This window comes from Agromyces sp. NPDC055658, from assembly GCF_053618155.1.
Genome location: NZ_JBSHHD010000026.1, coordinates 24717 through 50524 on the forward strand (window position 1 = coordinate 24717; position 25808 = coordinate 50524).

The window sequence follows — 25808 nt, forward strand, 5'->3', positions numbered from 1 at the left end:
TCTGCTCCGCCTAGCTCGAATGCTATTGGCCGGGGTCGCCTCGCCGTGCGGATTCAGGTCGTGCGACCGCCATCGGGCGTGTCGCGGGGCCAGGCTGCCACGAAGCGCGACAGCAGCCGGGCGAATTCGGCGGCCTCGGCGGGCGTGAAGCCCGCGAGCGCGGTCTCGACCGCGCCGCGGCGCGTGTCGCGTGCTCCCGCGAGCACGCGACGGCCTGCCGCGGTGAGCACGATCGCGCTGCGCCGCGCGTCCGACGGATCGACCTCGCGACGGGCGTGACCCGCCTCGACCGCGGCCTGCACGAGCCGGCTGGCGCGCGGCTGGTCGACCCCGATCGCGTCGGCGAGCTGGCCGACCGACGGCGGCTGCGGCGCCGCCTCGAGCGCATCGAGCAGCCGGAACCTCGCGGCCTGCGCGAGCCCCGGGCCGCCTCGCCCTCGGCGCGGTGCCTCCGCCGGGGCATCCCCGTGGTGGTGGCCGTGATGCCCGTGCCGGTCGGCCTGCAGGCCGTGACCGTGATGCGGGCCGCCGTGCTCGCCGCGGCGCTGGAGCCGGCCTCGACCCTGGTCGCGGCGCATCGCCACGAGCGCGGCCTCGACGGCCGCCACGGGGTCGGATGCCTCGGGCCCGCCGTCTCCCGCACCCGGACGGTCGCCGGGCGGGACTTGACGCGCATCATTCATGTATGTCATTGTACATATACATGTCATGCGACATGCAATCGACGACGCACCTGCGTCATGGAAGGAACCACCCTTGAACATCCCGGAGAACACCGAGACCCCCATCCCCGCCGAGCGGCCGATCGGGTACTGGCTGCGCGTCGTCGACCGCAAGCTCGACGACGCGATGCGCGACCTCTTCGCCGACGAGGGCATCACGCGCCGCGACTGGCGACGGCTCAACCTCATCGCCGGCACCGTCGACGACGCACGGCTGCGTCGCAAGATCACCGCCCACCCCGAACGGCTCGCACCGCTCGTCGCCCGCGGCTGGGTCACCGACGAGCCGGGCGCGCCGCGACTCACCGAGGAGGGCGAGGTCTCGTACGCCGCGCTCCGCGAGCGCGTCGCCGAACTGCGCTCGCGCGTCGCCGGCGCCGTTGCGCCCGACGACTACCGCACCACCCTCGCGACGCTCGAGGCGGTCGCCCGCGAGCTCGGCTGGCAGGAGGGCGAGCGGATGCCTCGCCGTCGTCATCACGGCGACGCCCGCCGCGGCCACTCGCACGGGCGCGCCGCGCACGATGACCGTGACCGGAGGCACCACGGGCACGCGCACCACGGGCACGGGCACGAAGGACACGCGCACGGGCACGAGGGGCGCGCGCACCACGGACACGAGCACGGCCACCACCACGCTCACCACGGGAACGAACACCACGGGCATCGGGATCACACGCGCGTCCACCAGCACCCCGGCCGGTGAACGACCGGTACGGCGTCCGAGCCGTGGAGGTCGGGGGCGCGCCGTTGGCCGCGCGGCCGCCGCAGGATAGGATCGCCTGACCCCCTACCCACCCCCAGGACGCAACGATGCCCGACGAAGCCGTCACCTGCGCGCCGGAGCCGGCCCTCCACCGTGCCGCGCGAACCAGCCGAAGCACGCTCGCACCGCGACGAAGCGCGCGAGGTCGCCGCCGATGAGCAGCGACGACCCGACTCGCCGCGACCGCTCCGAGGTGCGGCATCGCCATCGCCTGCAGCGGCAGCGGCAGCGCCGCATGTGGGTGATCGCCGGCGCGAGCCTCGTGCTGGTCCTGCTCGGCGGCGGTGTCGCGACCGCCGTCGTGCTCACGGCCCAGGGCGCCGACCCGTCCGGTCCGACGCCGTTCGCGTCGACGACCGCCGAGCCCGGCGTCTTCCCGGCCGACCAGCCCTCCGCCGTCGACGGCAAGAAGCCGTGCATCGCGCTCACGGTGCTCTCGTCGAACGAGAACGCCGAGCTCGTCGCCCGCCTCGTCGACGGCTACAACGCGCAGCCGCGCAGCGTCGACGGGCGCTGCGTCGACGCGACCGTGACGAAGCAGACCTCGAGCACCGCGGCGACCGCTGCGGCCGGCGGCTTCCCCGGCACCGCCGCCGACGACAAGCCGACCGTCTGGGTGCCCGACGCGAGCTCCTGGCTCGCCGTCGCCCAGGACTCGGGCGGCGCGGCGAACGTGCCGACCGAGGGCACGAGCATCGGCTCCTCCGCGATCGTGCTCGCGATGCCGCAGCCGCTCGCCGATGCGATCGGCTGGAGCGAGACGCGCCCGACGTGGAACGACGTCTTCAACGCCGCCCGTGACGACGCCACGTGGAGCTGGCTCAGCCACCCCGAGTGGGGCACCTTCAAGCTCGGCAAGACGAGCCCGCTGATGGCGAGCTCGGGCCAGGCGGCGATGCTCGCGGAGTTCGGCAGCGAGGCGGGCTCGGTCGCCGAGCTCACGACGAGCCAGATCCGCGACCCCGAGGTCATGGACGCCGTCCGGCAGGACGAACTCGCGACGAGCCACTACATGGCCACGCCCGAGCGCTTCCTCGCGCAGGCGCGGCTCTCCGAGAAGGAGGGCTCGATCGCCGACTTCCTCTCGGGTGTCATCGTCGATGAGAAGACCGTCTGGGACTACAACCGCGGAATCACGAGCCCCGACGGCGTGAGTCGCACCGAGTCGACGCCGCCCGGCGAGCGGCTGGTGCCGATCTACCCGAGCGACGGCTACTACGTCGCCGACAACCCGTTCACCGTGCTGGCCGGGCCCTGGGTCGACGCATCCGAGAAGGAGGCGGCCGCCGACCTGCTCCGGTTCGCGGGCACGAAGCAGGGGCAACAGATCGTGCGCGCCTCGGGCTACCACGACCTCAACGGGGAGCTCGACCCCGTCGTCAGCGAGGTCGGGCTTCTCCCCGAGCGGCCGTCGGGCGCGCTCGCGTTCCCCGGCCGGGAGATGCTCGCCGCGATCGACAGCACCTTCCCCGACGTGCGCAAGCGCGCCGAGGTCCTGTTCCTGGTCGACGTGTCGGGCTCGATGGAGGAGAAGATCGCGACCGGCGACACCAAGCTCGCCGCCGCGAAGGCCGCCATCGAGAAGGCCCTCGGCCACTTCACCAAGGGCGACAACATCGGCCTCGCCGCGTTCAGCGCCGTCGACGACGGCCCGATCACGCCCGGCCTCGTGAGCCCCGTCGCCGACGCTCGCACCGAGCGGACGAAGTTCCTCGAGGCGCTCGGCGGGCTCAAGCCCATCGAGTTCACGCCGCTCTACGCCGCGGTCGACAGCTTCGCGAAGGAACGCGCCGAGGCGTGGGACCCCGAGCGCATCAACGCGATCGTGCTGCTCAGCGACGGCAAGAACGAGACGCTCGGTCCCGGCACGACGACGAAGAAGCAGATGCTCGCCGACCTCGAGCGCATGCACGACGACACGCCCGTGCTGGTCTTCACCCTCGCCTACGGCGCGAACGCCGACACGGCGAGCCTGCGCGAGATCTCGACCGCCACGGGCGCGCAGTTCTACGACGCCACCGACCCGACGAAGGTCGCCGACGTGCTCGGCGAGCTGGTCACGAGCTTCTGACCGTCGGGCGGGGCGTCGCCCCTCCTCAGCGCGGATCGAGCGCGGCCCGCACGGCCGGGCCGAGCATCGGCGGCGCGTCGACGTCGACGGCGAGCGCCTGCAGCGCGCTTCCGAAGTACACCCGCGCCGACGCGGCGATCGTGATGTCGACGATCTCGCGATCGCCGAAGCCGGCCTCGCGCAGCGCGAGCGCATCGGCCTCGGTCATCGCCGACGCGTCGCGGCCGACCTGCTCGGCGTACGCCATCATCGCGACCTCGTCGTCGGCGAGCCCCGCGTCGCGATAGTCGCGGGCGATCCGCTCGAGCTGCGCCTCGTCGAAGAGTCCCTTCGAGAGCACCTTCGCGCCGTGCGCGAGCCGGCAGTGTGCCGACCCGGTGCCGCGCGCCGCCGCGAGCGTGACGAGCTCGTACCGTCGAAGGCCGAGCGTCGGCACGACCGAGCGGATCAACTGCTCGAAGGCGTGCAGCGCCTCGGGGTTCATCGCCATCGCCGCAGTGTGCGGCGCGACGTAGCCGAGCTCGTCGACGTCGTCGGCGTAGATCGCGGCGACGGCGCCGGTCGCGTCGGCTTCGGGCACGGTGCGGATGATCGTCATCGATCGCCCCTCTCGGGTCACGAGTCGCCGGTCGCTCCGGCTGGCTCATGCTGGCATGCCCGCGGCGCCGCCGCCATCACCGCGGCGGAGCCGGTGGGGCGCATTGGGCCCGGCCGAGGCATCCACCCCCGTTCAGGAGATGGAGCGCTGCTCAGGACGCGTTCCCCCTGGTGGGTCCTGAGCAGCGTCCCATCTCCTGAACCGGCGAAGACGAACGGGGATGCCTCAGCGCCGGCGTTCCTCCGCGCCGGAGAGGCGCTGGGCGATGTAGATCGGGATGATCGACACGACGACGAGCACCACGGCGATGACCGAGACGATCGGCGCCTGGGCCGGCCGGAACATGTTGTTGAGGATGAAGATCGGCAGCGTCGTCACGCCGGACCCCGCCGTGAACGTCGTCACGATGATCTCGTCGAAGCTCAGCGCGAAGGCGAGCAGGCCGCCGGCGAGCAGCGCCGAGCGCAGCTGCGGGAAGGTCACGAGCCGGAACGTCGTCCAGATGCCGGCGCCGAGGTCTGCCGAGGCCTCCTCGAAGCTCGTGCCGAGCCGGCGCAGCCGCGCGATCACGTTGTTGAACACCGTCACGATGCAGAACGTGGCATGGGCGATCACGACCGTCCAGATCGAGAGCGGAACGCCCATGATCGTGCGGAAGAAGTTGTTCAGCGCGATACCGGTGATGATGCCGGGCAGCGCGATCGGCAGGATCACGAGCAGGCTGATCGCCTCGCGCCCGAAGAACTCGAAGCGCTGCAGCGCGAGCGAGATCAGGGTGCCGAGCACCAGCGAGACCGCCGTCGCGACGAGCGCGATGCCGACGCTCGTGCCGACCGCCTCGAGCGCGCCCTCGCTCTGGAACGCCTTGCCCCACCACTCGAGCGTGAAGCCGGGAGGCGGCCAGTTCAGCGACGTCGAGGTCGAGAACGAGTTCACGAGCACGACGAAGAGCGGCACGTAGACGACCACGAGGATCAGCGCGGTGACGACGCCGAGCACCGTCCGAGACAGGCGAGACAGACGCATCCTGAGCCCCTAGAGGTTGTCGAGCGCGCCGGTGCGGCGCACGAGGAAGAGGTAGCCGAAGATGATCACGATCGGGATGAGCGCGATCGCGGCGGCGAGCGGCAGGTTGTTGGCGGCGCCGACGTTCGTGTACACGAGGTTTCCGAGCATCTGGCTGGTGCCGCCGACGATGTTGACCGTGATGTAGTCGCCGAGCGACAGCGAGAAGCTGAAGATCGTGCCGGCGATGATGGCCGGCAGCGCGAGCGGCAGCACGACGAGCCGCAGCGTCGGCCAGGTCCTGCCTCCGAGGTCGCCCGAGGCTTCGAGCAGCGAGTCTGGCACGCGCTCGAGCCCCGCGTAGATGGGCAGGATCACGTACGGCAGCCACAGGTAGCTCAGCGTGATGATCGTCGCGGGCAGGCCGTAGCCCGGCGTGTGACCGCCGAACGGCGAGACGAGCCACTCGAGGATGCCGTCCTGCGAGAGCACCGACCGCCAGGCGTACGCCTTCACGAGGTACGACGCCCAGAGCGGGGTGAGCACCATGATGAGCAGCACCCGCTGCATGCGCGGGGTCGCGACCTTCGCCATGAAGAACGCGATCGGCAGTGCGAGGGCGACGTCGATCACCGTCACCGCGAGCGCGACGCCGATCGTGCGCAGCGTCACGGTCTGATACAGCGAGCCGGTCACGACCTCGACGATGTTGTCGAGCGTGAACTCGGTGGTGATCTCGCCCGTGAAGCTGTCGACCGACCAGAACGCCGTGACGAGCAGCAGCACGAGCGCGACGATGTAGACGACGCCGAGCCAGAACAGCGGGGCGCTGAGCAGCAGCGCGAGCCGCGCCCGGGGGTGCGCGCTGAGGAAGGCGGAGCCCGCCCGCGCCGCACTGCGACGCGGGGCGGGCACCGCACGGGTGGCCGTCATCAGCCCTTGATCTCCTGCCAGGCCGAGGTCCAGGCGGCGTAGTCGGTGCACTTCACATCGGTGCGGCCGTCGACGCAGTCCTCGATCGGGGTGGTCCAGTACCAGATCTGCGACGCGTAGTCGGCGTCACCGGCGTGGTACGCCTCGCAGTCCTCGCGGAACTCGCACGCGGCGTCGCTCGAGGGCGCCTCGCCGAAGTACGACGTGGCCGCGGCGTTCGCCTCGGGGCTGGAGATGTAGTCGAGCCACGCATACGCGCAGTTCGGGTTCTTCGCCTCCGACGAGATCATCCACGTGTCGGACCAGCCGGTCGCACCCTCTTCTGCGGGCAGCGTGACCGCGGTCTTGCCGCCCTCGCCCTCGAGCACGTTCTGGATGACCTGCCAGCTCGTGCCGACGACGGTGTCGCCGGTCTGGAACGACTGCACCTCCTTCAGGTAGTCGCTCCAGTACTCGCCGATGTTCTCGCGCTGCTGCTTGAGCAGGTCGACGGCGGCCGCGAGCTGCTCCTCGTCGAGGGCGTAGGGGTTCTCGATGCCGAGGTCGGGCTCGTGCGCCATGAGGTACAGGGCGGCGTCGGCGATGTAGATCGGCGAGTCGTAGGCCGTGACCTTGCCGGCGTAGTCGCCCGACTTGTCGAACACGACGTCCCACGAGGTGGGCTCCTCGGTGATCACGTCGGTGTTGTACATCAGCAGGTTCGCGCCGTACCCGTGCGGCACGCCGTAGTTGACCCCGTCGACGGTGTTCCACGCCTGGTCCTTCAGGAAGTCGTAGATGCCGTCGTAGTTCTCGAGCAGGTCGGTGTTGACCGGAGCCACGTCGCCGCCGGCGACGAGCCGCAGCGAGGCGTCGCCCGACGCCGAGACGACGTCGTACTCGCCGGTCTTCATGAGGTTGAGCGCCTCGTCGGAGGTGCCGAAGGTCTTCGTGGTGACCTCGCAGCCGGTCTGCTCCTCGAACGGCGTGACCCAGTCGACGGCCGGGTCGTTCGACCCGTCCTCGACGTAGCCCGGCCACGCGAGGATCGAGATCTGGCCCTCGGTCTCGCCGAGCTCGGTCGCGGCCTCGTTGTCACCGCCGCCGCCACCGCCGCCGCCCGACGTGCCGCAGGCGGTCAGCAGCGCGACCGAGGCGAGCGCGAGCCCGACGGTTGCGCCTCGTCGCGCATTCCGCATCCGCATCATGGTTCTCTCCTGTTTCTCTTGGTGGTTGTGTGTCAGTTGCCGTGCATTCCGTCGGTCGAGGAGCACGAAGCGCCGATCGAGACCACGGATGGCTCATCCGGAGATGCCCGGGAACACCGAGCCGACCGCGGCGGTCGGGGTCGGGTTCTGCGGGCCGACGGCGGCTCCGTCGACTGCGACGACGTCGTCGTCGTGCCACGAGACGACGACCCGGTCGCCGTGCTCGTCGTCGCGCGCGCGACCCCGCACGTTCTGCTCGAGCACGCTCACCCGCGGACCCGCGTCGAGGTCGACGACGAGCCGTACGCCGCTGCCGAGGTAGATGGCCTCGACGACCGTGCCGGCGGCGTTGCGCACGCCCTCGCCCGACTGGCCGGCGGTCGAGACCGTCATCTTCTCGGGACGCACCGAGTGGTGGCCCTCGCGCTCGAGCAGCGCGAGCGAGTGCTCGGGGCCGAACAGGTTCGAGGTGCCGACGAAGTCGGCGACGAACCGCGAGACCGGCCGTTCGTAGAGCTCGGCGGGCGTGCCGAGCTGCTCGATGCGACCCGCGTTGAACACGGCGATGCGATCGGAGAGGGTCAGCGCCTCCTCCTGGTCGTGCGTCACGAAGATGAAGGTGATGCCGAGCTCGCGCTGGATCTGCTTGAGCTCGACCTGCATCTGCTCGCGGAGCTTGAGGTCGAGCGCCCCGAGCGGTTCGTCGAGCAGCAGCACCTTCGGCTCGACGACGGTGGCCCGTGCCAGGGCGACGCGCTGGCGCTGGCCGCCCGAGAGCTGGGACGGCTTGCGATCGGCCATCTGCTCGAGGCGCACGCTCGCGAGTGCGCGACGCGCCCGCTCGTTGCGCTCCTTCTTGCCGAGGCCCCGCACCCGGAGGCCGTAGGCGACGTTGTCGAGCACGCTCATGTGCGGGAACAGCGCGTAGTCCTGGAACACGGTGTTCACGTCGCGGTCGAACGGCGCGCGCTTCGTGACCTCCTCGCCGAAGAGTTCGATCGTGCCGTCGGTGGGTTGTTCGAACCCGGCGATGAGCCGCAGCACCGTGGTCTTGCCCGAGCCCGACGGGCCCAGCATCGAGAAGAACTCGCCCGCGGCGATCTCGAGGTCGACATGGTCGACCGCGGTGACGGCACCGAACTCCTTCGTGAGCCCGGTGAGCCGGATCGCCGGCTGTGCTTCGGTCATGACATCTCCTTCGATGCATTCCTGACGTGTCGCTGCCAAACATCTGGAACCAGATGTTCGTCGGTTTCAAATCATATGACTCCAGATGTAAATGTCCAGCCCCTCGTGTTACGGTCGTGTCACAGATCTGCACGAGGGCGAACGGGAGGGCCGGATGCCTCAGGCCACCGGCCGCGCCGATGCCACGCACGCGGTCGTCTTCTCGCCGCTCGACGGCGCCGGTCGCGCCGAGCTCGTCGAGCAGCGCCTCACCGACGCGATCGTCGCGGGCGTCCTGCGCGACGGAGAACGCCTGCCGAGCGAGTCGGAGCTCGCGAAGCGCCTCGGCGTCGCCGTCGTCACCGCCCGCGAAGCACTCGTCGCCCTCCGCGACAAGGGGCTCGTGCTCACCCGCCGCGGCCGCGACGGCGGCAGTTTCGTCACGCACGACCGCGACGCCGCCGCGCGCATGCTCGACGCCCGGGTACGCGCGCTCAGCCGCATCGAACTGCGCGATCTCTCGCTGCACTACGCCGCGATCGCCGGCATGGCGGCCGAGGTCGCCGCCGACCGCGCGAGCGACGACGACCTGACGAGCCTCGCCGACATCGATGCGCGCGCCGACCTCACGAGCGCGGGCGGGGCACGCCGCGCGATCGGCCGCTTCCAGCTCGAGATCGCGGCGGTCAGCCAGTCGCCCCGCCTCGTGCACGAGGAGCTGCGACTGCAGGCCGAAGCGGGACCGCTGCTCTGGCTGTGCATGCGCGAACAGGCGTATCGTGACCGCAGCAGGCAGGCGCGCCTCGAGGTGATCGAGGCGATCCGCGCCGTCGACGCCACCGGCGCCCGCCGGGCGACGACCGACCACATCGCCACGGCCGTCGAATGGCTCATCGACGAGAAGGCCCGGCTCGAGGCATCCCCCCTCGCGGTGGCCGAGTAGCGCGAAGCGCGTATCGAGACCCCGCCCCTCACCCACAGAAAGGACCGAGGCCATGACCGTCACCGTCGACGTCGCAGCCCTCCGCATCGCGGAGCGCATCGCCTCGACCATCGACCCCGTCTTCGCCATGATCGACGACTGGCGGACGCGACTCGAGGCGAGCCTCGCCGCGATGCCCGAACCGAGCGCCGCCTCCTTCGACCCCGTCGTCGCCGAGCTCGTGGGCGAGCCGCTCGAACGAGCGGGCAGTCTCATCACCGGCGCGGGCTTCGTCGCCGCGCCCGGCTACCTCGCCGATGCACCCTGGCACCTCGAATGGTGGCTGAGCGGTGCGAACACGTTCGGCACGGGGGCGGGCCTGCGGCGCCTCGACGCGGTGAGCGACCCCGACTCCGAGCAGTTCCGCGACTACACGGGCCTCGAGTGGTGGCGCGTGCCGGCTCGCACGGGCACCCGGCACCTCACCGGCCCGTACGTCGACTACCTGTGCACCGACGACTACACGGTGACGATCACCGTGCCGGTCGCGGTCGGCGGCGCCATGGTCGGCCTCGTGGGCACCGACCTCTACGTGGCGAGCCTCGAACGCGAACTCCTGCCCGTGCTGCGCGAGTCGGGGCATCCGTGCACGCTCGTGAACGCCTCGGGCCGCATCGTGACCTCGACCGACCCGCGCCGCGCGACCGGCGCCCTGCTGCGGCTCGACGGCCTCGCCGAGGCGCTCGCGCCGCTCCGCGAACGCGAGGGCGCGGCGTCCGCCGAGAGTGCCGAGCTGCCCGGCGGCGCGATCGTGGTGCCGTGCGGCGACACGTCGCTCGCGCTCGTGTTCGAGGCGTAGGCCACGGTGACTGCGGCTGCGGCTGCGGCTGCGGCTGCGGCTGCGGCTGCGCGAATGTAGGAACTTCTCCCGACCCGCCGGTGGCGCAGCCGCCGGACGCGGCGTGTCGCGCAGAAGTTCCTACAGTTCGTCGTGGCCGAGATCGGCGCTCACGACGACGACGAACGCCTTCCTCGAGTCGAGGGGCGCCGTCGACATCCCCGACCCGCTGGCAGACGAGCCGTCGCGGCCCGCGCCGACTCGCCGAGGCCCGCCTCGCCGACGGCCGTCTCGGAACTGGTCGCCCGGCGCAACACGAAACACGTGCGCAACCCGGGTCTGCGACGATGGCACGATGACGGCGTCCGCTCCCGCCCTCGTGGGCATCTCGCACGGCACCTCGTCGCCCGAAGGGCGGCGGGCGGTGCGCGCGCTGCACGACGCGGTCGCCGAGGCGCTCGGCACGAGGCATCCGGATGCTGCACCGTCGGCCCGCCTCGGACACGTCGACGTCGAGCAGCCCGACGTGCCCGCGACCCTCGCCTCGCTCGCGCCGGGCGAGCCCGCCGTCGTCGTGCCGCTCCTGCTGTCGGCGGGGTATCACGTGCACGTCGACCTGACCGAGGCGGTCGAGGCGGCCGCCGACCGGCGCGTCGCACTCGCGGGAGCCCTCGGGCCCGACGACCGGCTCGCGACCGTGCTCGCCCGCCGCCTCGCCGAGGCCGGCGTTCGCGACGACGACGCGGTCGTGCTCTCGGTCGCGGGCTCGAGCGATTGGCGCGCGGTGCGCGACTGCCACGACATGCGCGAGCGGCTCGCGGCGGCGACGGGGCGCGACATCGGGCTCGGGTTCCTCTCGGCAGCCGAACCGCTGCTGTCGGCGGCCGTCGAGCAGGCGAGGGCGGATGCCTCGGGCGCGCGCGTCGTCGTCGCGAGCTACCTGCTCGCGCCCGGCTACTTCCAGGACCTCGCCGAGACCGCCGGCGCCGACGTCGTCACCGACCCGCTGCTCGTGCCCGATGCGGCGCCGCCCGCCGAGCTCGTCGAGATCGTGCTCGACCGCTACGACGCCGCACTCGGCGCTCGCTGAGGTGGCTTCGAGAGGACCCGGAGCGCAGCGGGCGTCTCGAGACCCCGCTCAGCCGCCCTGTCCGGGAAGGGCGGAGATCGAGATCGTCGAGCCGGCGGCGTCGCAGGCCTCGGCCAGCTCGGCCATCGCCGTCTGGAACTCTCCGGCCGGGGAGTCGAGCCCGCCGTCCGACACCACGCGCTGCACGTACTTCACCGCCGGGGTGACGTCGGTGTCGCCCGCGACGAGCAAGGTCCAGGCGTCGTGGAGTGCCGCGACGCGCGACTCGTACCCGGCGTCGTCGATGAGGCCCTCTCCGTGCTCCCATTCGGAGCGGTACCGGATGCCCTCGAACGCGCTCGCCTGACCGCAGAGCAGCGCGGCGTCGGGTGCAGCGGAGAGCGGGAGGTCGGCCGCCGGGGTCGTCTCGGGCGCTGCCGCAGCCGGTGGAGTCGTCGACGTCGTGCACGCGGTCGACGAGAGCGCGATGGCCACGAGCAGGGCGGCAGGCGCCGCCGTGCGACGGGCCGCGGCGCGGAGCGATCGGCGGGTCGGGCGGGCGGGTTCGGGCGCTGCGGTGTCGTTCGGGTGCATGTCGTCTCGTCTCGGGCGTCGTCGGCGGGCGGAACGGAAGTGCGGAACAGGGAGAGCGTAGCCGCACGCTGCACCTGCGGTGCTCGTCGGCGCGATCAGATGCCGACCATGCCGAGGCACGGGCCGAGCACGACGATCCACGCGGCCGCCGCGACGATGAGGATGCCGAGCGCGATGCCGCGCGTCTTCTTGAAGAAGAGCATCACGATCGCGGCGAGTGCGACGAGCACGAACGGCCAGGTGATTCCGAGGAACGTCGGGCCGCCCAGCGCGCTGCTGCCGACGAGCATCGTGGCGAGCATGAGCACGCCCGCGAGCACGTGCGCCCCGCAGCCGATGCCGACCCCGATGCCGATGCCGGCGCCCGTGCTGAGACCGGCCGGGGGCGGTGCGACCGACGGGTCGTAGGGCAGCGGCGTCGGTCCGCCTCCGGGCGGCGGGCCGTACGACGGCGGGGCCGTCGAGCCCGATGGCGGCGGGGGCGGCGGTGGCGGCGGCACCGGGCCGGATGCCGCGGGCGCCGTCGGTCCGCCGACCGCGGGTGCTTCGGCCGCAGGCGGTTCGACGGCCGGCTCTTCAGGCGTGGGCTCTTCAGGCGTGGGCTCTTCAGGATCAGGCACCATCGACGGCCATCCTCTCTCGGTTCGCGGCGAGCCGGCCGCGCGACGCCTTCCAGGCGAGGCGGGCCAGCAGCAGCGGGATCGTGACCAACAGGAACATCTGCGGACGGGTCAGCCCCATCCAGGCGACCTCGTTGCCGCGCACGAACTCCACGAAGAATCGGAAGATCGCGTACGCGGCGATGTAGATCGTGAGCGTCTCGCCCGCGGCGATCGGCTTGTGCCGGAGCCAGAACCACAGCGCGACGAATGCGGCGGCCTGGAAGGCGATCTCGTAGACGAAGCTCGGATGCAGCGGCACGCCCGCCGGCCCGCCGACCCGAGCGGCGGCGGCCTCGTCGAGCACGATGCCCCAGCCGGAGCCGGTCGGGGTTCCGGGCAGCTCGGTGAAGAGGCATCCGAACCGGCCGATGGCCATGGCGAGCGCGACCGCGGGGGCGAAGAGGTCGCCGGTGCGCAACGGGTACTTCACGATGCGCTTCGCGACGTGCACGCCGAGCCAGGCGCCGACGAGCGCGCTCAGCACCGAGGCGTTGCCGCGCGTGAGCTGCGTGACGAGGTCGAGGTTCTGCGACGGGTCGAGATGCCGGGCCCACGTGCCGAGCCGCGAGAACAGCGCGGCCCCGGCGAGCGCTCCGAGCACGAGCGCCGCGACCCGCGCGTCGGTCTGCCCGCGGCGGCGGGACTCGATGACGAAGACGAGGCCGGCCGCGAGCATGGCGAGCGCGACGAACACCGAGTGGGTGTCGAGCGGCGGCCCCCAGCCGATCAGATCGGGCAGCGTCGGGAACATGCGCTCAGCTCCAGATCCGGGCCCAGAGCATGACCCAGAACGGCACCGCGGCGAGCGCGAGCACCTCGAGCACGACGAGGTAGGCGAGCACGTTGCGGGTGTCGCCGAGCTTGCACTTCGAGCGCAGGAGGCCCGCCCGGCGGGCCCTGGCGTATCCCGCGATCGCGATGCCCGCGAACACGGCGAGCGAGATCGGGCCGAAGACGCAGGTGATGAGGGCGATCGTCGCGAAGACGCACAGCCGCAACGGGTCGTACGGCGCCGCGGCCGCGGGCGCGCCGACCGTCTCGTCGAAGCGGTTCAGGCCCGAGGGGTCCCAGGTGCCGAACTCGTCGCCCGTGCTGCTCATGCGCTCACTCCCTCGCCCGTCATGCCGTCGGCCGCCGGCTCACGCCACCGTCACCGGCAGTCGGCGGCGACCGCCTGCCGCGCCGGCGCCGCCTGCCGCACCGTCACGAGCGGCGGACGCCCCGGCCGAGCCCGTCGCGGTCGAGATGCGCGTGCGCCCGAGCGGCGCCCACGCCTGCACCGCGCAGAACGGCGCGCACTGGTGCGCCGAGGTCTCTGCGTTCACCGTCGCGACGTGCACGCAGCACTGGGTGAGGCGCTCCTCGATCATCGTGTTGATGTCCATGAAGGGCTTCACCGTGATGCGCTTGACGCGTTCGCCGAGGAACCGCCGCAGCCGCTTGTGCTGCCCCGGCAGCGCCGAGCTCGCGAGCTGGGTGAGGGTGCCGATGCCGAGGTCGCAGCCCGTGCAGATGTCCTTCCACAGCGTCGCGATCGACGGGTGCGACAGCGACGACTGCTCGCTGAGCAGGTCGAGCAGCGACTGCTTCACGCTGTCCTTCAGGGCCTGGTTGATGTTGCTGTCGGCGATGCGGTTCGCGATGAGGTCGGGGTTGAGGTCGAGGAACTCCTTCAACCGGTCGTGGCCGACGAGGGCGGTGAGCGAGTTCCAGGTGCCCGAGTCATCCTTCAGCAGGTAGCCGACCGAGCAGCAGTGCGGATGGCTGCAGGGCAGCGCGGTGAGGTCGCGCCAGGTGACCTCGCCGCCCGTCTGCGCCTCGAGCCGGGCGAGCACGCCCGTGTGCGTGAGCCGGTCGTTCGGGTCGATGCCGGCCGAGCGCCCCGAGCCGAACACGGGCTGTATCGTCACTCCGCCGACGTACGGCGTCGTCATCGCCCGCCGGATCACCGCGCCGATCTCGCCGTCGTTCACGCCGAGCGCGGCGGTCATGGTGAGCGTCGTGAACACGCCCGCCTCCGACAGGCGCTCGAGCGCGCGGTCCTTGAAGCGGCGGATGTCGGCGCCGCGGTGATAGGCCGACGCCTCGGCGCTCTCGCCGTCGAACTGCAGGTACACCTCGACGCGCTCGCGGTGCTTCTTCAGCGTCTCGACGAGGGCGTCGTCCTGCGCGATGCGCAGTCCGTTCGAGTTCAGCAGGATGCGCACGACCGGTCGCGCGACGAGGTGGTCGAGCAGCTGCTCGAGCCATGGGTAGAGGGTCGGCTCGCCGCCCGAGAGCATGAGCACGTCGATGCGGTCGTTCTCGCGAGCGAGCTTCGCGTCGACCGAGGCGAGCACCTCGGCGAGCGGCGCGACCGCGGTCGCCGCCGGCCCCGACTCGGCGAAGCAGGTCGGGCAGCGCAGGTTGCAGTGGTCGGTGAGGTCCTCGAGCAGGATGCACGTGTGCTGCGTCTGCATCTCGGGCAGGCCGTCCTCGTACGCCGACGGCACGGGCTTGAAGTTGCCCGCGAGGTCTGGGGTGTGCACCTTCGTCGGGGCGGTCCACTGCTCGAGGTAGCTCAGGATCTCGGGCGACTCGTCGTACATCGTCGACACGAGCCCGTGCGTGGGGCAGCCGCGCTCGAGCCAGACGCGGTCGTCGCGGATCGCCAGCCAGCCCGAGAGCCGGGCGACGTCGGCGAGCGGTCGCTCGGGGTCCTCCTCGTGGCACCGCGGGCAGAACGCGTTGACGTATCGGTGGATGCGGTGGTCCCGCAGGGGCATTCCGGTACCAGCGGCGGTCGGCATGCGCTCACGATAGCGGGCGGGATGTGCCGGGCGGGAGCACCGCGCCCGCCCGCCATGTCAAGACTGTGACGCAATGCGGCGCCGTGCGACGGGCCGTGACGCAACGTGACGGGCGCCGCCGTCACGAAGGTGCCGCCCGAGGATGCCTCGCCTAACGTCGGCTCAGCGGCGAGACATCCATCGTCGCTTCGACCCATCAGGAGGCTCTCGTGACGCTGAGCGAGACGGTGCGACCGGCACGGCCGGAGCGCGCCGCGCGCCCCGAAGGCCGCCCCGCCCGCCCCGGCGCCAACCGCCCCAACGGCCAGTGGAAGGTCGACGGCACCGAGCCCCTCAACGCCAACGAGCAGTGGAAGCAGGAGGACGGCGGCCTCGCCGTGCGCGAGCGCATCGAGACGATCTACGCCAAGGGCGGCTTCTCGTCGATCGACGGCACCGACCTGCACGGCCGCTTCCGCTGGTGGGGCCTGTACACGCAGCGCAAGCCCGGCATCGACGGCGGCAAGACCGCGACCCTCGAGCCGCACGAGCTCGAGGACGAGTTCTTCATGCTGCGCGTGCGCATCGACGGCGGCCAGCTCTCGACCGAGCAGCTGCGCGTTATCGGCGGCATCTCGACCGAGTTCGCACGCGACACGGCCGACCTGACCGACCGGCAGAACATCCAGCTGCACTGGATCCGAGTCGAGGACGTGCCCGAGATCTGGCGCCGGCTCGAAGGCGTCGGCCTGTCGACGACCGAGGCGTGCGGCGACGTGCCCCGCGTCATCCTCGGCTCGCCGGTCGCCGGCATCGCGGCCGACGAGCTCATCGACCCGACGCCGCAGATCTTCGAGATCCAGGAGCGCTACATCGGCGACCCCGAGCTCGCGAACCTGCCGCGCAAGTTCAAGTCGGCGATCACGGGCCACCCCAGCCAGGACGTCGTGCACGAGATCAACGACGTGGCGTTCGTCGCGGTCGAGCACCCCGAGCTCGGCATCGGCTACGACCTCTGGGTCGGCGGCGGCCTGTCGACGAACGCCCACCTCGCGGTGCGCCTGAACGCCTTCGTCGCGCCCGAGCGGGTCGCCGAGGTGTGGCTCGGGGTCACCTCGATCTTCCGCGACTACGGCTACCGGCGCCTGCGCAACCGCGCCCGACTCAAGTACCTCGTCGCCGACTGGGGCGCCGAGAAGTTCCGGCAGGTGCTCGAGACCGAGTACCTCGAGAACCCGCTGCCCGACGGCCCCGCCGCACCGAAGCCGCTCGCCCAGGGCGACCACGTCGGGGTGCACAAGCAGAAGGACGGCCGCTTCTACATCGGCGCGACGCCCTTCGTCGGCCGCATCTCGGGCACGACGCTCACCCGCCTCGCCGACCTGCTCGACTCGGTCGGTTCGGGCCGGCTGCGCACGACCCCGCACCAGAAGGTCGTGCTGCTCGACATCGACGAGGAGCACGTCGAGCGGGTCGTCGCCGGCCTCGACGAGCTCGGCCTGCAGGCGCGACCGAGCCTCATCCGCCGCGGCACGATCGCCTGCACGGGCATCGAGTTCTGCAAGCTCGCGATCGTCGAGACGAAGCAGACCGCGACCGACGCCGTGATCGCCCTCGAGGAGCGCCTCGCGGGCATCGAGCTGCCGCACCCGATCAGCCTGCACGTCAACGGCTGCCCGAACTCGTGCGCCCGCATCCAGACCGCCGACATCGGCCTCAAGGGGCAGCTGCTGCCCGACGGCGACGGCGGCCAGACCCCCGGCTTCCAGGTGCACCTCGGCGGCGGGCTCGCGTCGACGACGCGCGAGGAGGCCGGCACCGGCCGCACCGTGCGCGGCCTCAAGGTGACCGCCGACGGCCTCGCCGACTACGTCGAGAAGGTCGTGCGCCGGTTCCTCGAGCAGCGCGATACTGCAGCCGACGAGACCTTCGCCGAGTGGGCCCACCGCGCCGAGGAGGAAGAACTGCGATGAGCGTCTCGCTCGCCCCGCGCGCCACCACGAAGCGCGACGCCGCCGCGCTCCGCGCCCTCGCCGAGGCGGGGAACGCCGAGCTCCGGAGCCTCGCCGACGGCGAGGCATCCGCCTACGAAGTGATCGCCTGGGTGGCGCGCAACTTCGACGTGGATGCCGCGGCCGTCGCCTGCTCGATGGCCGACGCCGTGCTGCCGCACGTGGTCGCGCAGTCGCTGCCGGGCGTCGACGTGCTGTTCCTCGAGACCGGCTACCACTTCCAGAAGACGATCGAGACCCGCGACCGCGTCGCCGCGTCGCTCGACGTGCGCATCGTCGACGTGCTTCCCGAGCTCACCGTCGCCGAGCAGGACGCGAAGCACGGCAAGGACCTCTTCGCCCGCGACCCGGGCGCCTGCTGCGCGATGCGCAAGGTCGCCCCGCTGCAGGACGCCCTCGCGGGCTACGAACTCTGGTTCACGGGCGTGCGCCGCGACGAGGCGCCGACCCGCACCGACACGCCGCTCGTCGCATGGGACGAGCGCAACGGCCTCGTGAAGGTCAACCCGCTCGCCGCCTGGAGCTTCGACGACCTCATCGACCACGCCGCCGCGTTCGGGGTGACCGTGAACCCGCTGCTGACCGAGGGCTACCCCTCGATCGGCTGCGAGCCGTGCACGAAGCCCGTCGCCGCGGGCGAAGACCCCCGGTCGGGCCGCTGGGCCGGCCTCGACAAGACGGAATGCGGGTTGCACCTATGACCGACACGTTCTTGACCGGCACTGCCACCGCCCCGGCGAGGGGCCTCGACGCCCTCGACCTGCTCGAGGCCGAGGCGATCCACATCATCCGCGAGGTCGTCGCCGAGTTCGAGCGGCCCGTGCTGCTGTTCTCGGGCGGCAAGGACTCGGTCGTCGTGCTCCACCTCGCGACGAAGGCGTTCTGGCCGGGCCGCGTGCCGTTCCCCGTGCTGCACGTCGACACGGGGCACAACTTCCCCGAGGTGATCGCGTTCCGCGACCGCACGGTCGAGCGACTCGGCCTGCGACTCGAGGTCGCCGAGGTGCAGCGCTACATCGACGACGGCCGCCTGCACGAGCGCGCCGACGGCACCCGCAACCCCCTGCAGACGCAGCCGCTGCTCGACGCGATCGCCGCGGGCAGGCACGACGCGGTCTTCGGCGGCGCCCGCCGCGACGAGGACAAGGCGCGGGCCAAGGAGCGCATCATCTCGCTGCGCGACGAGTTCGGCCAGTGGGACCCGCGCAACCAGCGCCCTGAGCTCTGGAACCTCTACAACGGCCGGCACACCCCCGGCCAGCACGTGCGCGCCTTCCCGATCTCGAACTGGACCGAGCTCGACGTCTGGGCGTACATCGAGCGCGAGGGCATCGAGCTGCCGCCGCTGTACTTCGCGCACGAGCGCGAGGTGTTCCGCCGCGACGGCATGTGGCGCGGCGTCGGCGAGTTCTCGCAGCCCCGCCCCGACGAGCACGTCGAGCTCCGCACCGTGCGGTACCGCACGGTCGGCGACATGAGCTGCACGGGTGCGGTCGAGTCCGACGCCGTGGATGTCGCGGCCGTCGTTCGCGAGGTCGCCGAGTCGACGCTCACCGAGCGGGGGGCGACCCGCGCCGACGACCGCATCTCGGAGGCGGCGATGGAAGACCGCAAGAAGGACGGGTACTTCTGATGGGCGAGCACACCAGCAGCACCCTGCTGCGCTTCGCGACGGCCGGCTCGGTCGACGACGGCAAGTCGACGCTCGTCGGCCGCCTGCTGCACGACTCGAAGGCGATCCTCGCCGACCAGTTCGAGCAGGTCGCCCGCACGAGCCGCGAGCGCGGCTTCGGCGGCGACGCCGGCGGCTTCGACTTCGCGCTGCTCACCGACGGCCTGCGCGCCGAGCGCGAGCAGGGCATCACGATCGACGTGGCCTATCGCTACTTCTCGACGGGTCGCCGTTCGTTCATCCTCGCCGACTGCCCCGGGCACGTGCAGTACACCCGCAACATGGTCACCGGGGCGACGACGGCCGACGTCGTCGTGCTGCTCATCGACGCGCGAAAGGGCGTGCTCGAGCAGACCCGCCGTCACCTCTCGGTCGTGCAGCTGCTGCGCGTGCCGAACGTGATCGTCGCGGTCAACAAGATCGACCTGCAGGGCTACGACGCCGCAGCCTACGCGGCCGTGGCCGCCGAGGTGCTCGAGGTCACCCGCGAGCTCGGCCTGCCCGGGGTGCACGTCATCCCCGTCTCGGCGCTCGAGGGCGACAACGTCGTCGACCGCTCGCCGAACACGCCCTGGTACGACGGGCCGGCCCTGCTCGAACTGCTCGAGACGCTGCCGACCGTCGACGAGATCGAGAGCTCGCTCGAGGCGTTCCGGCTCGACGTGCAGCTCGTGCTGCGCCCGCAGGGCGCCCTCGCGCCCGCCGTCGCGGCGCAGCCCGGGGCCGAAGACCGGTTCCGCGACTACCGTGCGTTCGCCGGGCAGGTGTCGAGCGGCACCGTGCGGGTCGGCGACGAGGTCGCCGTGTTCCCGGGCGGTGCGACCACGACGGTCGTCGCGATCGACACCGCCGACGGCCCGCTCGACGAGGCACGTGCGCCGCAGTCGGTGTCGCTGCGCCTCGCCGACGAGCTCGACGCCGCGCGCGGCGCCGTGATCGCGGCATCCGGAACCCTGCCCGCCGGCCGCCGCGAGATCGACGCCGAGCTGTTCCAGCTCGACGCCCGCCCGCTCGCACCGGGCGCCCGCGTGCTCGTCAAGTTCGGCACCGCGACCGTGCAGGCGCTCGTCGCCGCGGTCGAGGGCCGCCGCAACCTCGACACCCTCGCGACCGAACCCGCCGACCAGCTCGACGCCAACGACATCGGCCGGGTCACCCTCCGCCTCGCGGCGGAGCTGCCCTTCGAGGACTACGCCGTGCACCGTCGCAGCGGCGCATTCCTCGTCATCCACCCGCAGGACGGAGCGACGCTCGCCGCCGGCACGCACAGCCCGGCGCGAGCTTCGGCCGCCTGACGGGGCGCCCCACGGGGCGCACCCGGCCCCGACCCCGGGCCACCGCACCACCATCTGCACGAACCATACAAAGGAGGCGACACCGTGAAGACCCGCACCACTCTTGCTCTCACCGTTCTTGGATTGGCCGCGGTCATGATGACCGGCTGCGCCTCATCGGCCGCGGGAGCCCCGCCGGCCGAGTCCGACGAGGCCCTCGGCGGCACGCCCGCGGAGGAGCTGCGTCTCGGCTACTTCGCGAACGTGACCCACGCGCCCGCGCTGGTCGGGCTCCAGGAGGGCCTACTGCAGGATGCGCTCGGCGACACGAAGCTCTCGACCGAGGTCTTCAACGCCGGCCCGGCCGCCGTCGAGGCGCTCTCGGCCGGCGCGATCGACGCCGCCTACATCGGCCCGAACCCGGCGATCAACACCTTCGTCAAGAGCGGCGGCGAGTCGGCCGTCGTCGTGTCGGGGGTCGCCTCAGGCGGCGCCGCACTCGTCGTCGCCGACGGCATCGACGACCCGACCGACCTCGAGGGCACGACGCTCGCGAGCCCCCAGCTCGGCAACACGCAGGACGTCGCGCTGCGCACCTGGCTCGCCGACGAGGGCTACACGACCGACACGCAGGGCGGCGGCGACGTGCACGTCACGCCGACCGAGAACTCGCAGACGCTCACGCTCTTCCAGCAGGGCGACCTCGACGGCGCGTGGCTGCCCGAGCCGTGGGTCTCGCGCCTCATCATCGACGGCGGCGCGCACGTGCTCGTCGACGAGGCCGACCTGTGGGACGACGGCGACTTCCCGACCACGGTGCTGCTCGTCTCGAAGCAGTTCCTCGCCGACCACCCGGCGACGGTCGAGGCGCTCGTCGAGGGCCACGCCGACGCCGTGCAGTTCATCGAGGACGAGCCCGAGCAGGCCGCCGAGGACATCAACGCCCAGCTCGAGGCCGACACCGGCAAGCCGCTGGGCGACGAGGTGCTCGCGCGCTCGCTCGAGCACGTCCGGTTCACGGTCGACCCCGTCGCCGACACCTTCGAGGAGGTGCTCGCGAACGGCGTCGCCGCCGGTACGGCGAAGGACGGCTCGATCGACGGGCTGTTCGACCTCGCGATCCTGAACCGCGTGCTCGAAGCGCGCGGCGAGGAGCCGGTCTCGGCCGCCGGACTCGGCACGGAGTGAGCGCATGAGCAGGCAGACGGTCATCCGCATCGACGGGCTCGGCAAGCGCTTCGGCGAGCGCGCCCCGCTCGTGCTCGACGACGTGACGCTGCACGTCGCGGAGGGCGAGTTCGTCTGCCTGCTCGGCGCATCGGGCTGCGGCAAGTCGACCCTGCTCAACCTCATCGCCGGACTCGACCGCCCGTCGACGGGCACCATCGAGGTGCCCGCCGACGGCGCGGCCGTCATGTTCCAGGAGTCGGCGCTCATGCCGTGGCTGAGCGCCCGTCGCAACGTCGAGCTCGCGCTGAAGCTGCGCGGGGTGCCGCGGGCCGAACGCCGCGCGAAGGCGCTCGAGCTGCTCGACGTCGTCAACCTCGCCGACGCCGCCGAGAAGCGGCCCCACGAGCTCTCGGGCGGCATGCGCCAGCGCGTCGCCCTCGCCCGGGCGCTCGCGCAGGACCGCAAGGTGCTGCTCATGGACGAGCCGTTCGCCGCGCTCGACGCCATCACCCGCGACCTCCTGCACGAGGAGCTCGAGCGGGTCTGGCGCGAGACCGGCCGCACGATCGTGTTCGTCACCCACAACGTGCGCGAGGCGGCCCGCCTCGGCGAACGCGTCGTGCTGCTCTCGAGTCGCCCGGGCCGCGTTGCCGGGGAATGGCGGCTGGATGCCTCGGGCCCGCGCCGCATCGAGAGCCCCGAGGTCTCGGCGGTCTCGATCGAGATCACCGAGCGCCTGCGGAAGGAGATCGCCCGCAATGCCGCATGACATCCAGACCGCCGGTCGAGTAGCGCCGCCGGAGGCGACGCGTATCGAGACCTCTCGTCCCGCGAGCGACTCACCGGGTCTCGATACGCGTCCTCCTTCGTCGGGCGCTACTCGACCGGCGGGCGCGGGGTCAGACCTCCCGCCGGGCTCGATGCCGTTCCCCGAGCTCGTCGAGCGCGAGGCGTCCTCGTCGCCCGACGAAGCCGAACTGCGCGAGCTCGCCGCCGGCCTCGACCGCCTGCAGACCGACGAGACCCGCCGCGAGTCGCGCTGGCGCCGGTTCTGGTCGGGCGTGCTGCCGCCCGTCATCCTCATCGTCGTGCTGCTCGTCGTCTGGCAGGTCTACACGGTCGTCGCGCGCCCGCGCCCCGACCTCTACCCGGGCCCGGTCGAGGTGTTCACGGCGATCGGCGCCGCATGGGAGAGCGGCCGGCTGCAGCTCGCCGTGACGACGAGCCTCGAGCGCGGCGTCATCGGCTTCCTCATCGCGGTCGCGATCGGCACGCCCATCGGCCTGGCGCTCGCCGAGGTCGGCTGGCTGCGTCGCGCGTTCGGCCCCTTCGTGTCGGGGCTGCAGGTGCTGCCGTCGGTCGCGTGGGTGCCCGCCGCGATCATCTGGTTCGGCCTGTCCGACGCGACCGTCTACTTCGTCATCCTCATGGGTGCCGTTCCCTCGATCGTCAACGGCCTCATCTCGGGCGTGAACCAGGTGCCGCCGCAGCTGCGTCGCGTCGGCCGGGTGCTCGGCGCGAACCGGTCGCAGCTCGCCACCCTCGTCGTGCTGCCGGCCGCGCTGCCGGGCTACGTCGGCGGGCTCAAGCAGGGCTGGGCGTTCTCGTGGCGCTCGCTCATGGCCGCCGAGATCATCGCGACCGGCGGCTCGATCGGGTTCGGCCTGGGCGCCCTGCTCGACCAGGGCCGGCAACTGGCCGACCTCTCGGCGGTGTTCGTCGCGATCCTCGTGATCCTCTTCGTCGGCATCCTCGTCGAACTGGCGATCTTCGCCCCGATCGAGCGTGCGCTGCTGCGCCGCCGGGGCCTGCTGCAGGAGGGCACGCGATGAGCGCCGGACACGTCACCCTCGTCGGCGCCGGACCGGGCGACGCGGGACTGCTCACCATCCGCGGCCTGCGCGCGCTCGAGCGGGCCGACGTGATCGTGGCCGACCGGCTCGGCGCCCGCGGCGTGCTCGACGGCCTCGCCGCCGAGGGCGTCGAACTTCGGGCAGAGGTCGTCGACGTCGGCAAGCTGCCCGGGCATCACGCCGTGCCGCAGGACGCCATCAACGCCCTGCTCGTCACCCTCGCCCGCGAGGGCAAGCAGGTCGTGCGGCTCAAGGGCGGCGACCCGTTCATCTTCGGCCGCGGCGGCGAGGAGCTCGCGTTCTGCCGCGACGCGGGCATCGACGTCGCGGTCGTGCCGGGCATCACGAGCGCGATCTCGGTGCCGGCGATCGCGGGCATCCCGCTCACGCACCGCGGCCTCGCGACGACGTTCACGGTCGTCACCGGACATGACCAGATCCGGGCGCTCGGCGGCGGCCGCGACCACACCGTCGTGCTCCTCATGGGCATCGGCACCCTCGCGAACTCGGCGATCACGCTCGCCCGCGGCGAGCGCGGCGGCGACTGCCCGGTCGCCATCGTGGAAGATGGGTACGGCCCGAGGCAGCGCGTCACCGTCGGAACGCTCGACTCGATCGCCCTGCAGGCGGCGCGCCGAGGCGTGCGGTCGCCCGCGGTGGTCGTGGTCGGCGACGTCGTGACGCTCAGCCCCTACGCACCCGAAGCGCTCTCCCCCAGCACAACCCGAAAGGCCTCGCAGCAATGACCCTCTCCCTCCGCGTCGCGATCGTGGGCGCCGGCCCCGCCGGCATCTACGCCGGCAACATCCTCCGCCGCCAGGTCGCCGAGCAGGGCGGCGAGGTCGCGATCGACCTGTTCGAGTCGCTGCCGGCACCCTACGGCCTCATCCGCTACGGGGTCGCGCCCGACCACCCGCGCATCAAGGGCATCGTGAACTCGCTGCACGAGATGCTCGATGCGGGCGACATCCGCCTCATCGGCAACGTCGAGGTGGGCCGCGACGTCGAGGTCGGCGAGCTCCAGGAGCGCTACGACGCCGTGATCTTCGCGACCGGCGCCCTGCGCGACGCCCCGCTCGACATCCCCGGCATCGACCTGCCCGGCTCGTACGGCGCCGCCGACTTCGTCGCCTGGTACGACGGACACCCCGATGTGCCGCGCTCGTGGCCGCTCGAGGCGCGCGAGATCGCGGTCATCGGCAACGGCAACGTCGCGCTCGACGTCGCCCGCGTGCTCGCGAAGCACCCGAAGGACATCCTCTCGACCGACATCCCCGCCAACGTGCTCGCCGGGCTCGAGGCATCCCCCGTCACCGACGTGCACGTGTTCGGCCGGCGCGGACCGGGCCACGTGAAGTTCACCCCGATCGAGCTGCGCGAGCTCGGCGAGGTGCCCGACGTCGACATCGTCGTGTACGACGACGACTTCGAGCGCGCCGAGGGCGACGCGCATGCCGAGGCGCTGCACGCCTCGAACAACCAGGTCAAGGTCATGACCCGCACCCTGAACGGCTGGCGCACGGGCCCCGGCTCGACCGGCGCCGGCACCGCGTCGCGCCGCCTGCACCTGCACTTCCTGCACTCGCCCGCCGAGATCACGGGCGACGGCAAGGTCGAGGCGATCCGGTTCGAGCGCACCCGACCGGTCGGCGACGGTTCGGTCGAGGGCACGGGCGAGTTCGTCGAATACCCGGTGCAGGCCGTGTACCGGGCCGTCGGCTACGCGAGCTCGCCGATCCGCGACGTGCCGTTCGACGAGCGGGCTGCGGTCATCCCCAACGAGGGCGGGCGGGTCGTGGATGCCTCGGGCGAGTCGATCCCGGGCGTCTACGCGACCGGATGGATCAAGCGCGGCCCGGTCGGACTCATCGGCCACACGAAGGGCGACGCGCTCGAGACGATCACCAACCTCGTCGCGGACGCGCAGGCCGGCGTGCTCGCCGCGCCCGCCATCGACGCGGCCGACGGCACCGAGATCCTCGACCTGCTCGACGCCCGCGGGGTCGAGCACACGAGCTGGCAGGGCTGGCTCGCCCTCGACGCGCACGAGCGCGGGCTCGGCGAGTCGTTCGAGGCGCCCGAGCGGTACGCCGGCGTCGTTCGCGAACGCGTGAAGGTCGTGCCCCGTGAGGAGCAGGTGGCGATCTCGCGCGACGACGTGCTGGCGCTGTCGTGACCTACGTCATCGCGCTGCCCTGCGTCGACGTCAAGGACAAGGCGTGCATCGACGAGTGCCCCGTCGACTGCATCTACGAGGGCGAACGATCCCTCTACATCCACCCCGACGAGTGCGTCGACTGCGGCGCGTGCGAGCCCGTCTGCCCGGTCGAGGCGATCTACTACGAAGACGACCTGCCCGACGAGTGGTCCGACTACTACAAGGCCAACGTCGAGTTCTTCGAGATCACGCCCGGTGGCGCGTCGGGCGGTGCGCCGCTCGGATCGCCGGGCGGCGCCGCCAAGACCGGCACGCTCGACTTCGATCACCCCATCGTCGCGGCGCTCGCCCCGCAGGGCGAGTAGTA

At 72.0% G+C, this 25808-nt stretch carries 26 protein-coding genes; 15 read left to right on the forward strand and 11 right to left on the reverse strand.

Features of this window, described 5'->3' with window-relative positions:
• Window positions 1-53 precede the first annotated feature (53 nt).
• Window positions 54-683 (reverse strand): MarR family winged helix-turn-helix transcriptional regulator, encoded by a 630-nt coding sequence (locus ACWGPE_RS13160; RefSeq protein WP_231429392.1) that lies wholly within the window; start codon window positions 681-683, stop codon window positions 54-56.
• A gap of 73 nt (window positions 684-756) precedes the next feature.
• Here ACWGPE_RS13160 and ACWGPE_RS13165 point away from each other — a divergent pair, with 73 nt between their 5' ends.
• Entirely contained in the window at window positions 757-1428 is a 672-nt protein-coding gene (locus ACWGPE_RS13165; protein ID WP_452048870.1) for a hypothetical protein, read from the forward strand.
• Between the two features lie 214 nt (window positions 1429-1642).
• Window positions 1643-3559 (forward strand): vWA domain-containing protein, encoded by a 1917-nt coding sequence (locus ACWGPE_RS13170; protein ID WP_231429385.1) that lies wholly within the window; start codon window positions 1643-1645, stop codon window positions 3557-3559.
• 25 nt (window positions 3560-3584) lie between these two features.
• Here the strand turns inward: ACWGPE_RS13170 and ACWGPE_RS13175 are convergent, their stop codons facing one another.
• From ACWGPE_RS13175 to ACWGPE_RS13195, 5 genes are all read right to left on the reverse strand, one after another.
• On the reverse strand, window positions 3585-4157 hold the full coding sequence (locus ACWGPE_RS13175) for a carboxymuconolactone decarboxylase family protein (RefSeq protein WP_275507066.1): 573 nt from the start codon (window positions 4155-4157) through the stop codon (window positions 3585-3587).
• A gap of 225 nt (window positions 4158-4382) precedes the next feature.
• Complete coding sequence (locus tag ACWGPE_RS13180) at window positions 4383-5183, reverse strand: ABC transporter permease (RefSeq protein ID WP_231429383.1); 801 nt, start codon at window positions 5181-5183, stop codon at window positions 4383-4385.
• A gap of 9 nt (window positions 5184-5192) precedes the next feature.
• On the reverse strand, window positions 5193-6095 hold the full coding sequence (locus ACWGPE_RS13185) for an ABC transporter permease (RefSeq protein WP_231429382.1): 903 nt from the start codon (window positions 6093-6095) through the stop codon (window positions 5193-5195).
• The gene (locus ACWGPE_RS13190) at window positions 6095-7282 is read right to left on the reverse strand and encodes an ABC transporter substrate-binding protein (protein WP_231429379.1); all 1188 of its coding nucleotides are present in this window, start codon (window positions 7280-7282) and stop codon (window positions 6095-6097) included. The genes ACWGPE_RS13185 and ACWGPE_RS13190 overlap by 1 nt, the downstream gene beginning before the upstream one ends.
• 93 nt (window positions 7283-7375) lie before the next feature.
• Complete coding sequence (locus tag ACWGPE_RS13195) at window positions 7376-8470, reverse strand: ABC transporter ATP-binding protein (protein WP_231429378.1); 1095 nt, start codon at window positions 8468-8470, stop codon at window positions 7376-7378.
• A 154-nt stretch (window positions 8471-8624) separates the two neighbouring features.
• Here ACWGPE_RS13195 and ACWGPE_RS13200 point away from each other — a divergent pair, with 154 nt between their 5' ends.
• From ACWGPE_RS13200 to ACWGPE_RS13210, 3 genes are all read left to right on the forward strand, one after another.
• Window positions 8625-9392 (forward strand): FadR/GntR family transcriptional regulator, encoded by a 768-nt coding sequence (locus ACWGPE_RS13200; protein ID WP_231429376.1) that lies wholly within the window; start codon window positions 8625-8627, stop codon window positions 9390-9392.
• Window positions 9393-9444: 52 nt separating this feature from the next.
• On the forward strand, window positions 9445-10230 hold the full coding sequence (locus ACWGPE_RS13205) for a cache domain-containing protein (protein WP_452048871.1): 786 nt from the start codon (window positions 9445-9447) through the stop codon (window positions 10228-10230).
• Window positions 10231-10564: 334 nt separating this feature from the next.
• The gene (locus ACWGPE_RS13210) at window positions 10565-11299 is read left to right on the forward strand and encodes a sirohydrochlorin chelatase (protein ID WP_376930059.1); all 735 of its coding nucleotides are present in this window, start codon (window positions 10565-10567) and stop codon (window positions 11297-11299) included.
• A 48-nt stretch (window positions 11300-11347) separates the two neighbouring features.
• On the opposite strand, the gene ACWGPE_RS13215 is transcribed toward ACWGPE_RS13210, so the two are convergent.
• The 5 genes from ACWGPE_RS13215 to ACWGPE_RS13235 all read right to left on the reverse strand — a co-directional run bounded on the left by ACWGPE_RS13215 (window position 11348) and on the right by ACWGPE_RS13235 (window position 15323).
• Window positions 11348-11872 (reverse strand): PIN domain-containing protein, encoded by a 525-nt coding sequence (locus ACWGPE_RS13215; protein WP_231429369.1) that lies wholly within the window; start codon window positions 11870-11872, stop codon window positions 11348-11350.
• Between the two features lie 95 nt (window positions 11873-11967).
• A complete protein-coding gene (locus ACWGPE_RS13220; RefSeq protein WP_452048872.1) occupies window positions 11968-12495 on the reverse strand; it encodes a hypothetical protein in 528 nt (175 codons plus the stop codon).
• Entirely contained in the window at window positions 12485-13285 is an 801-nt protein-coding gene (locus ACWGPE_RS13225; RefSeq protein ID WP_452048873.1) for a prolipoprotein diacylglyceryl transferase, read from the reverse strand. Before ACWGPE_RS13225 ends, ACWGPE_RS13220 begins: the two co-directional genes overlap by 11 nt.
• 4 nt (window positions 13286-13289) lie before the next feature.
• Complete coding sequence (locus ACWGPE_RS13230; RefSeq protein ID WP_231429366.1) at window positions 13290-13634, reverse strand: hypothetical protein; 345 nt, start codon at window positions 13632-13634, stop codon at window positions 13290-13292.
• Between the two features lie 39 nt (window positions 13635-13673).
• Window positions 13674-15323, reverse strand: coding sequence for a radical SAM protein (locus ACWGPE_RS13235; RefSeq protein WP_231429365.1), 1650 nt, complete (start codon window positions 15321-15323; stop codon window positions 13674-13676).
• A 209-nt stretch (window positions 15324-15532) separates the two neighbouring features.
• On the opposite strand from ACWGPE_RS13235, the gene ACWGPE_RS13240 reads away from it, so the two are divergent.
• The 10 genes from ACWGPE_RS13240 (at window position 15533) to fdxA (ending at window position 25806) form a co-directional block, all read left to right on the forward strand.
• Window positions 15533-17275, forward strand: coding sequence for a nitrite/sulfite reductase (locus tag ACWGPE_RS13240; RefSeq protein WP_420831089.1), 1743 nt, complete (start codon window positions 15533-15535; stop codon window positions 17273-17275).
• Complete coding sequence (locus ACWGPE_RS13245) at window positions 17272-18015, forward strand: phosphoadenylyl-sulfate reductase (RefSeq protein ID WP_275507079.1); 744 nt, start codon at window positions 17272-17274, stop codon at window positions 18013-18015. The genes ACWGPE_RS13240 and ACWGPE_RS13245 overlap by 4 nt, the downstream gene beginning before the upstream one ends.
• Window positions 18012-18947, forward strand: coding sequence for a sulfate adenylyltransferase subunit CysD (gene cysD / locus ACWGPE_RS13250; RefSeq protein WP_231429363.1), 936 nt, complete (start codon window positions 18012-18014; stop codon window positions 18945-18947). Before ACWGPE_RS13245 ends, cysD begins: the two co-directional genes overlap by 4 nt.
• Entirely contained in the window at window positions 18947-20281 is a 1335-nt protein-coding gene (locus tag ACWGPE_RS13255; protein WP_231429362.1) for a sulfate adenylyltransferase subunit 1, read from the forward strand. The genes cysD and ACWGPE_RS13255 overlap by 1 nt, the downstream gene beginning before the upstream one ends.
• 84 nt (window positions 20282-20365) lie before the next feature.
• Complete coding sequence (locus ACWGPE_RS13260) at window positions 20366-21448, forward strand: ABC transporter substrate-binding protein (protein ID WP_452048874.1); 1083 nt, start codon at window positions 20366-20368, stop codon at window positions 21446-21448.
• A gap of 4 nt (window positions 21449-21452) precedes the next feature.
• Window positions 21453-22199, forward strand: coding sequence for an ABC transporter ATP-binding protein (locus ACWGPE_RS13265; RefSeq protein ID WP_376930050.1), 747 nt, complete (start codon window positions 21453-21455; stop codon window positions 22197-22199).
• Between the two features lie 151 nt (window positions 22200-22350).
• Window positions 22351-23262 (forward strand): ABC transporter permease, encoded by a 912-nt coding sequence (locus ACWGPE_RS13270; protein ID WP_452048875.1) that lies wholly within the window; start codon window positions 22351-22353, stop codon window positions 23260-23262.
• The gene (cobA, locus tag ACWGPE_RS13275) at window positions 23259-24029 is read left to right on the forward strand and encodes a uroporphyrinogen-III C-methyltransferase (protein ID WP_231429358.1); all 771 of its coding nucleotides are present in this window, start codon (window positions 23259-23261) and stop codon (window positions 24027-24029) included. The genes ACWGPE_RS13270 and cobA overlap by 4 nt, the downstream gene beginning before the upstream one ends.
• Window positions 24026-25459, forward strand: a complete 1434-nt coding sequence (locus ACWGPE_RS13280) for an FAD-dependent oxidoreductase (protein WP_275507084.1) — start codon at window positions 24026-24028, stop codon at window positions 25457-25459. The genes cobA and ACWGPE_RS13280 overlap by 4 nt, the downstream gene beginning before the upstream one ends.
• Entirely contained in the window at window positions 25456-25806 is a 351-nt protein-coding gene (fdxA, locus tag ACWGPE_RS13285) for a ferredoxin (protein WP_231429356.1), read from the forward strand. Before ACWGPE_RS13280 ends, fdxA begins: the two co-directional genes overlap by 4 nt.
• Window positions 25807-25808: the final 2 nt, after the last annotated feature.

Bases quoted from the DNA above. Each gene is read 5' to 3' on its own strand.
- ACWGPE_RS13160 (WP_231429392.1), bottom strand. From the start codon at position 683: ATGAATGATGCGCGTCAAGTCCCGCCCGGCGACCGTCCGGGTGCGGGA.
- ACWGPE_RS13170 (WP_231429385.1), top strand. From the start codon at position 1,643: ATGAGCAGCGACGACCCGACTCGCCGCGACCGCTCCGAGGTGCGGCAT.
- ACWGPE_RS13175 (WP_275507066.1), bottom strand. From the start codon at position 4,157: ATGACGATCATCCGCACCGTGCCCGAAGCCGACGCGACCGGCGCCGTC.
- ACWGPE_RS13180 (WP_231429383.1), bottom strand. From the start codon at position 5,183: ATGCGTCTGTCTCGCCTGTCTCGGACGGTGCTCGGCGTCGTCACCGCG.
- ACWGPE_RS13185 (WP_231429382.1), bottom strand. From the start codon at position 6,095: ATGACGGCCACCCGTGCGGTGCCCGCCCCGCGTCGCAGTGCGGCGCGG.
- ACWGPE_RS13190 (WP_231429379.1), bottom strand. From the start codon at position 7,282: ATGATGCGGATGCGGAATGCGCGACGAGGCGCAACCGTCGGGCTCGCG.
- ACWGPE_RS13195 (WP_231429378.1), bottom strand. From the start codon at position 8,470: ATGACCGAAGCACAGCCGGCGATCCGGCTCACCGGGCTCACGAAGGAG.
- ACWGPE_RS13200 (WP_231429376.1), top strand. From the start codon at position 8,625: ATGCCTCAGGCCACCGGCCGCGCCGATGCCACGCACGCGGTCGTCTTC.
- ACWGPE_RS13205 (WP_452048871.1), top strand. From the start codon at position 9,445: ATGACCGTCACCGTCGACGTCGCAGCCCTCCGCATCGCGGAGCGCATC.
- ACWGPE_RS13210 (WP_376930059.1), top strand. From the start codon at position 10,565: ATGACGGCGTCCGCTCCCGCCCTCGTGGGCATCTCGCACGGCACCTCG.
- ACWGPE_RS13215 (WP_231429369.1), bottom strand. From the start codon at position 11,872: ATGCACCCGAACGACACCGCAGCGCCCGAACCCGCCCGCCCGACCCGC.
- ACWGPE_RS13220 (WP_452048872.1), bottom strand. From the start codon at position 12,495: ATGGTGCCTGATCCTGAAGAGCCCACGCCTGAAGAGCCCACGCCTGAA.
- ACWGPE_RS13225 (WP_452048873.1), bottom strand. From the start codon at position 13,285: ATGTTCCCGACGCTGCCCGATCTGATCGGCTGGGGGCCGCCGCTCGAC.
- ACWGPE_RS13230 (WP_231429366.1), bottom strand. From the start codon at position 13,634: ATGAGCAGCACGGGCGACGAGTTCGGCACCTGGGACCCCTCGGGCCTG.
- ACWGPE_RS13235 (WP_231429365.1), bottom strand. From the start codon at position 15,323: ATGCCGACCGCCGCTGGTACCGGAATGCCCCTGCGGGACCACCGCATC.
- ACWGPE_RS13245 (WP_275507079.1), top strand. From the start codon at position 17,272: ATGAGCGTCTCGCTCGCCCCGCGCGCCACCACGAAGCGCGACGCCGCC.
- cysD (WP_231429363.1), top strand. From the start codon at position 18,012: ATGACCGACACGTTCTTGACCGGCACTGCCACCGCCCCGGCGAGGGGC.
- ACWGPE_RS13255 (WP_231429362.1), top strand. From the start codon at position 18,947: ATGGGCGAGCACACCAGCAGCACCCTGCTGCGCTTCGCGACGGCCGGC.
- ACWGPE_RS13265 (WP_376930050.1), top strand. From the start codon at position 21,453: ATGAGCAGGCAGACGGTCATCCGCATCGACGGGCTCGGCAAGCGCTTC.
- ACWGPE_RS13270 (WP_452048875.1), top strand. From the start codon at position 22,351: ATGCCGTTCCCCGAGCTCGTCGAGCGCGAGGCGTCCTCGTCGCCCGAC.
- cobA (WP_231429358.1), top strand. From the start codon at position 23,259: ATGAGCGCCGGACACGTCACCCTCGTCGGCGCCGGACCGGGCGACGCG.
- ACWGPE_RS13280 (WP_275507084.1), top strand. From the start codon at position 24,026: ATGACCCTCTCCCTCCGCGTCGCGATCGTGGGCGCCGGCCCCGCCGGC.